Here is a 12,016-nt window from a genome sequence, read left to right as displayed (position 1 = left end):
AGCACTCGCGGCATTCCGGCGTGTAGAGCGGAATGACGTGGTCGCCCTTCTTCAGCGAGGTGACGCCCGGACCGACATCGACGACGATGCCGGCACCCTCATGGCCGAGGATCGCCGGAAACAGGCCTTCCGGATCGGCGCCCGACAGGGTGAAGTCGTCGGTGTGGCAGATGCCGGTGGCCTTCACCTCGACCAGCACTTCGCCGGCCTTCGGGCCGTCGAGCTGCACGGTCATCACTTCCAGCGGTTTTCCAGCCTGAACGGCAACGGCGGCGCGGACATCCATCCTTGTCTCTCCTGTTGGTACTCAATTATAAATCTAGAATCTGGGCGGACTTTTGCATGACGAAGCGGAGCTGCTCAAGCCGGAACCGGACACGTCATGTCGTAATCGGGGTGTTAAAGGGTCAAGGTTCGATCAGTGGCACATGCGGAGCGGCATCGCGCGGCATGCGGCCGTCAATCCTCGGATCGTCGCAGACTTCGACCATGAATGCGTAGGGGCGAAAGCCGGAACGCTGATAGAAGGCGAGTGCCGCCGGGTGATCGAAATTGCAGGTATGGACCCAGAAGCGCTGGATCGATTTTGCAAATGCATGGTCGATTGCCGCATTCATCATCAGCCGGCCGGAGCCATTGCCGATCGCATCGGTGACAACGCCGAAATAACCGAGCTCGCATTCGCCCTGCTCACGGAAGTCCAGCTCCACCAGGCCGAGCCGGCGTTCGCCATCGGTCAGCACGAAGATCTCGACCAGTGGATGGGTGATGATCGCTTCGAGTTCGTCTGCGGGCATGACCAGTCTCGAAACCCACAGCCAGTCCTCTCCGACACGCCGATAGAGATCGCGATAGTCGTGGACCGTGGGGTTTGCCCAGCGCTCGACCCGAAGACCGGCTTCCGGCGGCAGGGGGCGTGCCGGCGGGCGCTCGAACATTTCGAGGCAGGTGACCATATTGGCGAGCTTGCCGGCCGGGACCGGCGAGTAACCGAAGGGGAGCGTAGGGTTCGACGTCTGCATCCCGCCCTTGGACCGGTTTGCCGATCGGTTGTCAACTATCCGTTGGCACCCGATCGGTAGAACCGCCGTGTCAGGCCACCCGCTCGTCCGATATGGCGTCGCCTGCAGGGCTCATCAGCCAGGGGCGCGTGCGCAGGTTTCCGACGGCATGTGCATCGCCGGTCACGAAGGCCATGACATCAGCCCAGCCGGGATGGTTGTCGCGGTCCTGCACCACATTGCCGATCATCCGCAGGCTTGCGGCTTCCAGCGTGGACACGAACAGTCGCCCGGCATTGACGCGCCATCTGAGGATCCGCCAGACATAGGCGAGATCATCGGCGGTGATGCCGCCGAGACGCTGCCGCGTGACGGGACCGGCGCCGGCCGTCCTGCTGCAGAGCGTATGGCGCAACTGGTCGAGTGCAAAGGCCGAGAGAATGTCCGGACAACTGTCGGCGCGTTCCAGCGCATGCAGAAGGCATTCGAGTTGCAGGGGGTGTTCGATCCGGCCGTCGAGCGCCAGCGCTCGCATCAGCCAGGCCGATTTGGTGGCGTCGAGGCGCCCCCTTGGCTGCGCTTCATCAACGATGAAGCTTGCCAGCTGCTCGACGAAATAGGCCGGCCACTCGTCACAGTGGAGGGGGCACATATCGTTGAGGGCTAAAAGCAGGAGTGCGTCGTCGTAACTGCGGATTCCATCCGCAAACGCGTATTTTCGCAGAATCAGCAGGTCATGCCTATCAATGCGGCCCTTTCCGGCGATGACACATGCCGGAAAAGAAAAGCGTATGCCGCTCATCTCTTTCTCCGTTTCATCATGAAACTGATATGGCTCTTAGAGCGGATAAGTTGAGAGGCCGAAAAGAAGCGCGGTTAACGAAGATTATGCGACAGGAGATTCTGGCAAGATCTGTCTCGCCCTGGCACGCTCGCGCCAGATTATGAACAAGCCGGAGCCGACGATGACGGCGATCCCGAGCCATTTGGGTGCCGTCGGAAAGTCGGAAAACAGCAGGTAGCCCAATACGGTTGCCGAGATGATCTCGAAATACTGGAACGGTGCCAGAAGCGAGAGCGGTGCCATGCGGAAGGCGCGCACGACAAGCAGGTGCATATAGCCGGATATGCTGCCGAGGATGACAAGCAGGATCAGCCCAAGGCCCGATGACGGCAGGGAAACCTCGAATTCCACCGGATAGACCGTGTGTCCGGCAAAAAGCGCTGCCGTCATGAACAGGGTTCCGCCGATGCCTGCGACGAACTGCATCGTCAGCGGCGAATCAGCGTCGCCGATCGCCCGGTTGAGGAAGAGATAAAGCGTGTAGAGGAAGGCGCAGAGGACCGGTAGCAGCGCCGTCCAGCCGAAGATCTCGTAGCTCGGCTGGATGACGATCATTGCGCCACCGAAGCCGATGACGATGGCCAGCCAGCGCCGCCAGCCTACCTTCTCGCCAAGGAAAAGCGCCGACATCATCGTCAGCATGAAGGGTTCGACGAAATAGATGGCGAATACGTCGGCAAGCGGCATGTATTTTACCGCCATGAAGAACATCAGGCTGGCCGCGGCATGCAGTGCTCCGCGAAGCAGGTTCATCCATGGCCGCTTTCCACCTCGCATGGCACCGGGAACGAAGAGGGCAATCGGCAGAAGCGCCGCGAACTGGAAAAAGAAGCGGTAGAAGGTCACCTGGGCCGGCGACATGGTCTCGAACGTCGCCATGTATTTTGCGATCGCGTCCATGGTCGGCAGAACGATCATGCAGATTGCCATGATCGCCATGCCCCTGATCGGGTTCTGTGCAGAGGAATCGGACATCGGCGTCACTCGCAAGGGTCGCAGTCTTCAATCACAGCCGGTGGTATGGTTCAAGCCTGGGTGGTGAGGCGACGGCATTGCTGCCGGGTTGAATTTCTTGCAGACGGGCGCCGTCGGCGAGATCGGGAGACTTTAACCGGCCTGCCGTGTCGCCCAGACCACGCTTGTCGCTCTCGTCCACTGGCACGGCCGCTTGCTGCGACCTATCTTCCTGTCACAACACAGGAGACCGCCTTGTCGGCATTGATCAGCTATCTGTTTGCCATTTTCGTCGTGACGCCGTTGCAGGCCGAACTTTCCGATCGTCTTCGGGGTGTTCCTTCACAGGAACTGGTCGAGGCGGGCAGGGCCTGCATATCGGTCGAAGGGCCGGAGCTTCTTCGCTACGCGCAGGACAATTGGGGCTGGGCGGTGGCCAACGGGATCAGCGTCGGCCTGGGGCTGACCGACCCGATGACGCTTCTTCCAAGGGAAAACGAGAACTGCCGGCTGGTGATCCAGTCACTGGCAGTACAGGGATCGCGCAATGTCTGAGGCGAGGCGAGGACGGGTAACGTGCGCCTGAACGGAGGCGAATAGGCCGGCCTCGAACGGCCCGGCCTGCAGTTAGTAATGTGAATGAAGAAAAAGCGGCAACCGCCGGGCAGAAAACAAAAAACCCGGCCGAAGCCGGGTTCTTTTGGTGCGGTCGAGAAGACTCGAACTTCCACGGGTTGCCCCACAGCGACCTCAACGCTGCGCGTCTACCAATTCCGCCACGACCGCATCCGTGGTAGAGCCGAATTGCTTCGGCGAGGGAGCATCTAGCAAATGGATTCCGGCAGCACAAGTGTGCCGTGACAGTTTTTTGAAGGATAAAATTCTTAGTCCACAATCCCCATATCGAGGCCGCGTCCAACCGCCTCCATGAAGTGCGGATATTGCCGGGCCGCTTCGGCGCCTTGCCAAGCCCTGATCTTCTTGCCAGAAGGCTCAAATGCAGACACGAACCGATCTCGACCACCTGATGCTGCCTGCGGCGGACTGTCCGCCGGTACGCTGGCGCATTTCAGACTGTCCCATCTCCTATGAAGAGGCGCTCGCGACGATGGAGCGCGAGGTCGCGGATATTGCCGACGGCCGGGCCGACGAACTCGTCTGGCTGCTCGAACATCCGCCGCTCTACACAGCCGGCACCAGTGCCGATTCGGCCGACCTGATCGAGCCTGACAGATTTCCGGTCTATCCGAGCGGGCGCGGCGGCGAATATACCTATCACGGTCCCGGCCAGCGGGTGGCCTACGTGATGCTCGACCTGAAACGCCGACGACAGGATGTGCGGGCCTATGTCGCGGCTCTTGAGGAACTGGTCATCCGCACGCTCGACCTGATGAATGTGCGCGGCGAGAGGCGCGAGGACCGGGTCGGGGTCTGGGTCCGCCGGCCGGAAAAACCGCGTCTGCCGGATGGATCCATGGCGGAAGACAAGATTGCCGCTTTCGGTATCCGTCTGCGTCGCTGGGTCAGCTTTCACGGGCTGGCGATCAATGTCGATCCTGACCTCAGCCATTTTTCCGGCATCGTGCCCTGCGGCGTCAGCGCCTATGGTGTCACTAGCCTCGAAGATCTCGGTATGCTGGTGATGATGCAGGATGTGGATATCCGGTTGCGCCAGGCATTCGAGGAGATTTTCGGGCCGACCGTTATCGAGGCAAGCTGACCGATGGTCGACGTGAAGATCAAGAAACGCCCGATCGGCACGACGGCAAGGCTCGAGCGCAACGGTCACCCTTCGGTGATAAGCCGGACGGGCGGGCAGGTGGGCATCGTCACCGGTGCGTCCGAGGAGGGGTTCAATCCCCTCGACCTGATGTTTTCGTCGCTCTCGGCCTGCCTTGTGCTGAGCGCCCGGATTGCCGCCAGCAGGCTCGGCCTGTTGGAACGGTTCAAAAGCGCTTCAGCAGATGTGACCGGCGAAAAATCCCACGAGGAACCTTTTCGTATCGAAAAAGTCATTGTTTCGATCAGCGTCGAGGGCCCGCTGACGGATGACGAGCGGCATGCGATCATCGAGATGGCCGAGGAAATCTGCACCGTCAGCAATACGCTGAAAACGCCCCCGGCCATATCCGTCACCCTGAAGTGACACGGCAAGCCGTCAGTCTTCGTCGGGAATACGGCTGTCGACGCCGGCCAGACGCAGATGATTGACGACGCGCTGCACACCCGACGTCGTCTGCACCGCGCGAAGGATACGGCGTGACGTTTCGGCGTCATCGACTTCGCCTTCAACCGTCACCGTGGCACGATCGACATGCACGTCGATCAGGTCCATGTCGACAATATCGAGCGCCTCGATCGCATCGGTGATACGCTCTTCCAGATCGTCAGACATTTCCAGGCCCATGGTGCCGGGGCGCAGACTGTCCTTCAGCGGCTCTTCCAGTCCGTCGAAACCTGCGTCATCGACGGTAAACCCCGGATTGCGGTCCGTTTCAATATTGGGGCTGACATTGCCATAGGCGGCATTGTCGACCGGACCTGAGCCCGCGCCGGGCTTGTCCGCATAAGGCCAGCCGTCGTCGATATTGCGGTCGTCGTAGTCGCGAAAATCCTCTTCGCGCGAATTATCGTCGATGTCTTTTTTCAGCGGCATATCTGCCTCCTTGGATCTGTTGACCGGCATCATCGCGTGACGGTATCGGCCGGCATCAATGCGGGCGGTCGTCGGTCTTTCCGGTCAGCGTCAGATGGTTTTGGACATCGTGCACGCCGTCCATGGTCTCCGTCGCCAGGATAACCTTGCGGGCCGACATGATGGTGTCGACCGAACCTTCCAGCACGACCGTGGTTCCTTCGACACGGGTTGCGATTGCCGAGGCATCGACATCGGGAAGCGATGCAAGGCGGGCATTTACTTCGTTACCCAGTTCATTGCCGGTGATCTTGGATATTTCCGTCATGGTCTTTCTCCTCGTTTCAACCATGACCGGATAACGCGCGAACCTCCCGTCGGTTCGCCTGGGCGGTCATTTTTCCTTCTGCCATTTTTTCACCAGCCGCTCGCGTTTCAGCCGGGACAGGCGGCGCAGCCAGAAAATTCCGTCGAGCTGGTCGATCTCATGCTGGATACAGACGGCATGGAAATCCTGCGCCTCTTCCTCGATGATCTTGCCCTGCAGATCCTGATAACGGAGGCGGATGCGGCGCGGCCGCTCCACCTCTTCGGTTGCGCCGGGCATGGAGACGCTGCCCTCCATATGCCGGATCGTTTCGCTGCTCGCCGACAGGATCTGTGGATTGACGTAATGAAGCGGTCCCTGTTGCGGTGACAGTTCAAGCACGAAGAGACGGCGGAAGACGCCGATATGCGCGGCGGTGATGCCGACGCCGGGGGCCGCCCGCATCGTTTCGAGCAAGTCACCGGCCAGTGCGACGATTTCGTCGTCAAATTGTGTCACCGGTTCGCAGGGCATGGAAAGGCCCGGATCGGGATACCGAAGGATGGGGCGAATGGGCATGGTCGGTCTTTCTCGCGGCGGCTTTTTGCAGATGCCGATCGGTGATCGGATTCACAGCTGTCCGGTGTATCGGTTTGCTTCAGTCTTTCATGCTATCTGATTGTTGACTATACGTTTTCAGGCGCCATTCTGTTGGCGTGGAATGACTGGTGCGAGGGCGGCCAATGAGCGACATCCGGGACGAGACCGTCACCCGCCAGAAGGCCGGCGAAGATCGCCACGATATCTATTCCGATGACGGCTCGATCCGCTCCGTTTTCCTCGCAAGGGTAGGGGCTGCGATCGCCGACCGGGATGTGCTGTTCCTCCGGCAGAATGTTGCCGGGCTGCACGAATCGGAACTCGGCGACCTGCTCGAATCGATTCTGCCGGACCAGCGCCTGGCGCTGGTCAAACTGCTCGGCAAGGATTTCGACCTCACGGCACTGACCGAAGTCGACGAGGCGATCCGTATGGAGATCGTCGAGCAGATGCCGAACGAGCAGATCGCGGCGGCGATCGGCGATCTCGATTCGGACGATGCCGTCTACATTCTCGAAGACCTCGACCATCATGATCGCGAGGAAATCCTTGCGCAGCTGCCGTTTACCGAACGGGTGCGGCTCAGAAGAGCGCTCGATTATCCGGAAAGCTCCGCCGGTCGGCGCATGCAGACGGAATTCGTTGCCGTGCCGCCATTCTGGACGGTCGGGCAGACGATCGACTATCTGCGCGACGAGGAAAACCTGCCGGACAGTTTTTCGCAGATCTTTGTGATCGATCCGACCTTCAGGCTGCTCGGCGTCATCGATCTCGACCGGATCCTGCGCACCAAGCGGCAGAACCGCATCGAAACCATCATGCGGGAGATGAACCACCCGATCCCGGCGGATATGGACCAGGAAGAAGCGGCGCAGATCTTCGAGCAATACGATCTTCTGTCGGCGGCCGTCGTTGATGAAAACGGCAGGCTGGTCGGCGTCCTGACCATCGACGACGTGGTCGACGTGATCCAGGAGGAGGCGGAAGAGGACCTTCGCCGCCTGTCGGGCGTCGGTGACGAAGAACTGTCCGACTCGGTGAAGGATACATCGCGGTCGCGCGTGCCCTGGCTGATGGTCAATCTCGTCACTGCTTTCCTGTCGGCCTCGGTCATCGGGCTGTTCGAGGCGACGATCGAGGAGATCGTGGCGCTGGCGATCCTGATGCCGATCGTCGCCGGCATGGGCGGCAATGCCGGCTCGCAGACGATGACGGTGACGGTGCGGGCGCTTGCCACCCGCGATCTCGATATCCACAATTCCTGGCGTGTGGTGCGCCGCGAGGCAGGTGTCGGCCTGATCAATGGCGCGTTGTTTGGAACCGTCGTCGGCTCGGTTGCCGGATGGTGGTTCGCTGATTTTCATCTCGGAATGGTGATCGCCTCGGCGATGATGATCAACATGTTCGCCGCCGCCATGGCCGGCATGATGATCCCGATGCTGCTGGACAGGGCCGGCACCGATCCGGCCGTGTCTTCCGCCGTCTTCGTCACCGCCATCACCGACATGACCGGGTTCATGAGTTTTCTGGGCCTTGCGACGGTGTGGCTGCTCAAATAGCACGCGGTTTGACTGTTACGTAAAAGTCAATTATTTTCGCGGTCCACAGCAAGGAACCGACGTGGACAAATATTACAGCATTACCGAGCTGACGCGCGAATTCGGCGTGTCGACCCGCACACTTCGATTCTACGAGGACGAAGGCCTGATCCATCCCGAGCGCCGTGGACGGACCCGGATGTTTCGCGCTGCCGACCGCCGGCTGATCGTCGAAATCCTGCGTGGCCGGCGGATCGGTTTCACCATTGCCGAAATCCGCGAGATCATCCAGGTCTACAAGGAGCCGCCCGGTGAGACGGGGCAGTTGAAGCTGCTGATGAAGCGGGTTGACGAAAAACGCGACGAGCTTCGCCAGAAGCGCAAGGATATCGACGACACGCTGACCGAGCTCGACAATGTCGAGGAAGCCTGCCTCACACGGATGGCCGAACTCGGCGTCGGCACCTGATTTCGGCTTTTAATTTCTAGTTGGACGGCTGCTCGGCGCTGATCGAACATTCCTGCGCGAGGATCTGGATGCGGCTGTCCTGCGGACCGACTGCGCCGCTCTGCAACGGTGTCATCAGGTTTTCGCTGAGCAGCTTGTCGGCGGTGCAGCCGCAGAAGCTCTGGCAGAGCCTTGCGTCATTCGTCTCGCGCATGCAGCTCGGCTGGCAGCTGTTGACATAGGTGATCCGCGGATCGGGCACCGGCGCCGGGTGAATGAGCGAAAACAGATAGACAAGCGCCAGCAGGATGGGCTGGTGCGCCAGATAGACGATCAGGCTGTTGCGACCGGCCTTTGCCAGCAGCGTGTCGCGGCGCTGGACTTGCGAAAGCCTTACATTCCAGCCGCGCGAAAGCGCCAGGCGGGCAATCGCCACGCCGCCGATCAGTGCGGCGAGCCAGGGAAACAGCGGCACATAGTCGTTGGAGCGCGGCGGAAACTCGGCAAACCCTAGCCAGGCCAGCCACCGCGTATCGAAGAACTGCGATTGCAGCATGCCTGGCAGGACGGTGGCATCGGCGACCATCGCCGTAACGATCAGCAGCGGAACCACGAAGGCGACAACAAGCGGCGGCCGCAGGAAGGCCAGGCCGATCAGGCTCGATACGGCGATATTGTGCAGGATGCCGAAATAGATCCATTCCTGCGGGAAGATGAACAAGGTGGCGATGCTGATCAGAAGGGCGGCACCGGCGACGATGCCGAGCCTCTTCCAGAAGGAAGGCCAGCGAATGCCTTTTCCATGCGCCAGAACAAGGCTGACGCCGGCAAGGAACAGGAAGGAGCTGGCGATGGCGCGCGCATAAAGCCGGAAAAATCCCTGCGTCGCCGTGCCGGGATCGACATAACCGAAATATTCCAGATCCCAGGTGAAATGGTAGGACGCCATGGCGATCAGTGCGACGCCGCGCAGCGTGTCTATCAGCAGGATACGCGGCGTACGCTCACCTGCCGGCGGTAGTGAATGGGTGTCGGCTGCACTCAAGATCTGATGTCCTTAATCGTCTTCCATGATGGCAAGCCGCGCCTCGGAAAAATATTGGCGGCGCAGCAGGGCGACGATGATCAGCACCGTCGTTGCCATGAACACATAGGGCCCGGCGAACCAGCCGAGATAACCGATCGACAGAAAAAGCGTCCTCAGGCCGGCATTGAAGTGGCTGGCGGCGATGGTGTTCATCCTGACCACGTGATCGGCGGCCCTGTGGGCGTGGACGGGATTGGCTTCCGCCTCCCGCGTCATCGGCAAAGCGCCGAAAAGGATGGTACAATAGTTGAACAGGCGATAGGCCCAGCCGAACTTGAAGAAGGCGTAGCCGAGCAGAAAGGCCAGTCCGCCGACCTTCATCTCGAAGGCGGCGCGGCCGCCATATGGAACGAAGGGCAGGTTGGAAAATACTGCATCGACCTTGTCGGTGGCGCCGAGAACCGCAAAACAGCTGCCGAGCGCGAAGATCGACGAGGTGGCGAAAAACGCGGTGCCGTTCTGCAGACCGGCAAAGATTTGCGTGTCGATCATCCTCAACTCGCGCTTCAGCGCATTGTAGATCCAGCGCTGGCGGCGCTCGGCCATGGCCTTGTTGAGGCTTTGACGCGGCAGGAAACGTCCGCCGGAGCCGGCGGTGAACCAGGAATAGGCTGCCCAGAGAAAGGCAAACAGGGCGAGCGCGACGTAATCAGCCAGAATCATGGGAAGCTGCCGGGATCGGAAAACAGTGTCGTCCGCCTCTCTTGCTTTGTTTCGGCGGCGGCGGCAAGGGGCTCCGTCATCGCAAACAGGTCGACTGCTGGTCCCAAAGCCCCCTCCCGACCCTCCCCACAGGGGGGAGGGCTTACCCCGGTCGCTCTGTCGCGGCTCGATTGAGGCAGGCGCTTGCCACAGGTCTTCTCCCCCTTTGTTGGGGAGGTGGTCGGCAGGCCAGGGGGGAGTTTCCGGCGCATGGATCTCCGCGTGCAAATCGCCGATCGCCGGGTTCAACCTTGCCGCTCTTGCTTCTCGATAAGCGAAGCAGCATATGGGACGCGGCTGCCATGTCGTTGATGCTCAAACGGGTGTCGGACGGTCAACATGACGGCACACTGATATGGCATAGCCTGACGGATATCCAGCAGGCACTGTTGCCGGGCAGATTTCACCCGGAACCGGGATTTTTGGGACCACCATGTTTCTTTCCGTCTTCGACGTCTTCAAGATCGGCATCGGGCCGTCGAGTTCCCACACGATGGGGCCGATGTCGGCTGCCAACCGGTTTCTCGATCTCATCCTCTCGGATGAATGGCCGCGTCCGCCCGGCGCGCATGTGGCGGCGCTGTCTGCCTCGCTGCACGGATCACTCGCCTTTACCGGCATCGGTCACGGGACGGGCAGGGCCGTGATCCTCGGCCTGATGGGGGAGGCGCCGAATACGGTCGATCCCGACCGGATGGACGAGATCATCGCCGAGGTCGAGCGGACCGGGCGGGTGACGCCGCAGGGGCATCCTGCCTATGATTTCCAGCCGAAAACCGATCTGGTCTTCGACAAGAAACAGCCTCTGCCTGGCCATGCGAACGGTATGAGCTTTTCGGCGCTCGACAAGGACGGACGGCTGCTTCTGAAGCGGATCTACTATTCGATCGGTGGCGGCTTTGTCGTCACCGATACCGAACTTGCGGCGATGCGGGCGAGCAAGGATGCGGCAGGTGGCGAACGGGTGCCTTATCCTTTTGCGACGGCCAAACAGATGCTTGCCATGTCACAAGGGGCAGGAATGAGCATTGCCCAGATGAAACGGGCCAACGAACTGACCCGGATCGATGGACAGGCGCTCGACGAGGGGATCGATGCTATCTGGGATGCTATGAACGGCTGTATCGACCGCGGCCTTAAGGTCGATGGCATCATGCCGGGCGGTCTCAAGGTCAAGCGGCGGGCGAGGGCGATCCATGATCGCCTGAATGAGGAGTGGCGCAGCAATCGCCCCAATCCGCTTCTCGCCAATGACTGGCTTTCGGTCTATGCGATGGCGGTCAACGAGGAAAATGCCGGCGGCGGTCGCGTCGTCACCGCCCCGACCAACGGGGCTGCCGGCGTCATTCCGGCGACGCTCAAATATTTCCTGCATTTCCACGAGGATGCGACACAGGCGGATATCCGCGAATTCCTGCTGACGGCTGCTGCCGTTGGCGGGATCATCAAGCACAATGCCTCGATTTCCGGCGCCGAAGTCGGCTGTCAGGGCGAGGTCGGTTCGGCAGCGGCAATGGCCGCTGCCGGGCTTGCCGCGGTGATGGGCGGTTCGCCCGAGCAGATCGAAAATGCCGCCGAAATCGCCCTCGAACACCATCTCGGCATGACCTGCGATCCGATCGCCGGCCTCGTCCAGGTTCCCTGCATCGAGCGCAATGCGCTTGGTGCGGTGAAGGCGGTGACTGCTGCATCGCTCGCGCTGAAAGGTGACGGCACCCATTTCGTGCCGCTCGACGCCTGTATCGAGACGATGCGCCAGACCGGCAACGACATGAGCGAGAAATACAAGGAAACCTCGACCGGCGGCCTTGCCGTCAATGTCGTCGAGTGCTGAAGGTCGCCGTCACTGTGGAGTGACGGCCGCTTGCCGCTACTTAGACCTTGACTGAAAGAGCCTGCG

Annotated in this window: 15 protein-coding genes and 1 tRNA gene; 6 read left to right on the top strand and 10 right to left on the bottom strand. The window is 60.8% G+C overall.

The genetic code is table 11. From position 1 onward, the window contains the following. The 4 genes from AC2GXZ_RS16490 to AC2GXZ_RS16475 form a co-directional block, all read right to left on the bottom strand. Positions 1-286 (bottom strand): alcohol dehydrogenase catalytic domain-containing protein (locus tag AC2GXZ_RS16490; protein ID WP_483760235.1); only part of this gene is annotated, 286 nt, incomplete at its 3' end. 121 nt (positions 287-407) lie between these two features. After that, positions 408-1,022 (bottom strand): GNAT family N-acetyltransferase, encoded by a 615-nt coding sequence (locus AC2GXZ_RS16485; protein WP_483760234.1) that lies wholly within the window; start codon positions 1,020-1,022, stop codon positions 408-410. A 70-nt stretch (positions 1,023-1,092) separates the two neighbouring features. Then, a complete protein-coding gene (locus AC2GXZ_RS16480) occupies positions 1,093-1,803 on the bottom strand; it encodes a hypothetical protein (protein ID WP_483760233.1) in 711 nt (236 codons plus the stop codon). A gap of 84 nt (positions 1,804-1,887) precedes the next feature. Next, positions 1,888-2,820 carry a DMT family transporter gene (locus tag AC2GXZ_RS16475; protein ID WP_483760232.1) on the bottom strand — a complete coding sequence of 311 codons (933 nt, stop codon included), beginning with the start codon at positions 2,818-2,820 and terminating at the stop codon, positions 1,888-1,890. Positions 2,821-3,054: 234 nt separating this feature from the next. Here AC2GXZ_RS16475 and AC2GXZ_RS16470 point away from each other — a divergent pair, with 234 nt between their 5' ends. After that, on the top strand, positions 3,055-3,354 hold the full coding sequence (locus AC2GXZ_RS16470; protein ID WP_483760231.1) for a hypothetical protein: 300 nt from the start codon (positions 3,055-3,057) through the stop codon (positions 3,352-3,354). 146 nt (positions 3,355-3,500) lie between these two features. On the opposite strand, the gene AC2GXZ_RS16465 is transcribed toward AC2GXZ_RS16470, so the two are convergent. Continuing rightward, positions 3,501-3,585 (bottom strand) — tRNA-Leu (locus AC2GXZ_RS16465). Positions 3,586-3,796: 211 nt separating this feature from the next. Here AC2GXZ_RS16465 and lipB point away from each other — a divergent pair. Further along, complete coding sequence (gene lipB / locus AC2GXZ_RS16460; RefSeq protein WP_483760230.1) at positions 3,797-4,519, top strand: lipoyl(octanoyl) transferase LipB; 723 nt, start codon at positions 3,797-3,799, stop codon at positions 4,517-4,519. Positions 4,520-4,522: 3 nt separating this feature from the next. Beyond that, on the top strand, positions 4,523-4,945 hold the full coding sequence (locus AC2GXZ_RS16455) for an OsmC family protein (protein ID WP_483760229.1): 423 nt from the start codon (positions 4,523-4,525) through the stop codon (positions 4,943-4,945). 12 nt (positions 4,946-4,957) lie between these two features. On the opposite strand, the gene AC2GXZ_RS16450 is transcribed toward AC2GXZ_RS16455, so the two are convergent. From AC2GXZ_RS16450 to AC2GXZ_RS16440, 3 genes are all read right to left on the bottom strand, one after another. Beyond that, positions 4,958-5,455 (bottom strand): BON domain-containing protein, encoded by a 498-nt coding sequence (locus AC2GXZ_RS16450; protein WP_483760228.1) that lies wholly within the window; start codon positions 5,453-5,455, stop codon positions 4,958-4,960. Between the two features lie 55 nt (positions 5,456-5,510). Beyond that, positions 5,511-5,762: a BON domain-containing protein gene (locus tag AC2GXZ_RS16445; protein ID WP_483760227.1), complete on the bottom strand. Its 252-nt coding sequence runs from the start codon at positions 5,760-5,762 to the stop codon at positions 5,511-5,513. A gap of 66 nt (positions 5,763-5,828) precedes the next feature. After that, positions 5,829-6,320 carry a peptide deformylase gene (locus tag AC2GXZ_RS16440; protein ID WP_483760226.1) on the bottom strand — a complete coding sequence of 164 codons (492 nt, stop codon included), beginning with the start codon at positions 6,318-6,320 and terminating at the stop codon, positions 5,829-5,831. A gap of 164 nt (positions 6,321-6,484) precedes the next feature. On the opposite strand from AC2GXZ_RS16440, the gene mgtE reads away from it, so the two are divergent. After that, positions 6,485-7,900: a magnesium transporter gene (mgtE, locus tag AC2GXZ_RS16435; protein ID WP_483760225.1), complete on the top strand. Its 1,416-nt coding sequence runs from the start codon at positions 6,485-6,487 to the stop codon at positions 7,898-7,900. Positions 7,901-7,961: 61 nt separating this feature from the next. Then, complete coding sequence (locus tag AC2GXZ_RS16430; protein WP_483760224.1) at positions 7,962-8,348, top strand: MerR family transcriptional regulator; 387 nt, start codon at positions 7,962-7,964, stop codon at positions 8,346-8,348. A 16-nt stretch (positions 8,349-8,364) separates the two neighbouring features. Here the strand turns inward: AC2GXZ_RS16430 and AC2GXZ_RS16425 are convergent, their stop codons facing one another. Both AC2GXZ_RS16425 and AC2GXZ_RS16420 read right to left on the bottom strand, forming a co-directional pair. Then, complete coding sequence (locus AC2GXZ_RS16425) at positions 8,365-9,372, bottom strand: acetyltransferase domain-containing protein (protein WP_483760223.1); 1,008 nt, start codon at positions 9,370-9,372, stop codon at positions 8,365-8,367. A gap of 12 nt (positions 9,373-9,384) precedes the next feature. Next, positions 9,385-10,077 (bottom strand): DUF599 domain-containing protein, encoded by a 693-nt coding sequence (locus AC2GXZ_RS16420; RefSeq protein WP_483760222.1) that lies wholly within the window; start codon positions 10,075-10,077, stop codon positions 9,385-9,387. Positions 10,078-10,549: 472 nt separating this feature from the next. On the opposite strand from AC2GXZ_RS16420, the gene AC2GXZ_RS16415 reads away from it, so the two are divergent. Next, positions 10,550-11,950, top strand: a complete 1,401-nt coding sequence (locus AC2GXZ_RS16415) for an L-serine ammonia-lyase (protein WP_483760221.1) — start codon at positions 10,550-10,552, stop codon at positions 11,948-11,950. The last annotated feature ends 66 nt before the right edge of the window (positions 11,951-12,016 follow it).

This window comes from Aliirhizobium sp. YIM B11859 (genome assembly GCF_057163345.1).
This window is presented reverse-complemented; position numbering and strand designations above follow the sequence as displayed.

Excerpts from the sequence above, each read along its gene's own strand:
- AC2GXZ_RS16485 (WP_483760234.1), bottom strand. The coding sequence starts at position 1,022 with ATGCAGACGTCGAACCCTACGCTCCCCTTCGGTTACTCGCCGGTCCCG.
- mgtE (WP_483760225.1), top strand. The coding sequence starts at position 6,485 with ATGAGCGACATCCGGGACGAGACCGTCACCCGCCAGAAGGCCGGCGAA.
- AC2GXZ_RS16475 (WP_483760232.1), bottom strand. The coding sequence starts at position 2,820 with ATGTCCGATTCCTCTGCACAGAACCCGATCAGGGGCATGGCGATCATG.
- AC2GXZ_RS16415 (WP_483760221.1), top strand. The coding sequence starts at position 10,550 with ATGTTTCTTTCCGTCTTCGACGTCTTCAAGATCGGCATCGGGCCGTCG.
- AC2GXZ_RS16480 (WP_483760233.1), bottom strand. The coding sequence starts at position 1,803 with ATGAGCGGCATACGCTTTTCTTTTCCGGCATGTGTCATCGCCGGAAAG.
- AC2GXZ_RS16445 (WP_483760227.1), bottom strand. The coding sequence starts at position 5,762 with ATGACGGAAATATCCAAGATCACCGGCAATGAACTGGGTAACGAAGTA.
- AC2GXZ_RS16440 (WP_483760226.1), bottom strand. The coding sequence starts at position 6,320 with ATGCCCATTCGCCCCATCCTTCGGTATCCCGATCCGGGCCTTTCCATG.
- AC2GXZ_RS16455 (WP_483760229.1), top strand. The coding sequence starts at position 4,523 with ATGGTCGACGTGAAGATCAAGAAACGCCCGATCGGCACGACGGCAAGG.
- lipB (WP_483760230.1), top strand. The coding sequence starts at position 3,797 with ATGCAGACACGAACCGATCTCGACCACCTGATGCTGCCTGCGGCGGAC.
- AC2GXZ_RS16420 (WP_483760222.1), bottom strand. The coding sequence starts at position 10,077 with ATGATTCTGGCTGATTACGTCGCGCTCGCCCTGTTTGCCTTTCTCTGG.
- AC2GXZ_RS16450 (WP_483760228.1), bottom strand. The coding sequence starts at position 5,455 with ATGCCGCTGAAAAAAGACATCGACGATAATTCGCGCGAAGAGGATTTT.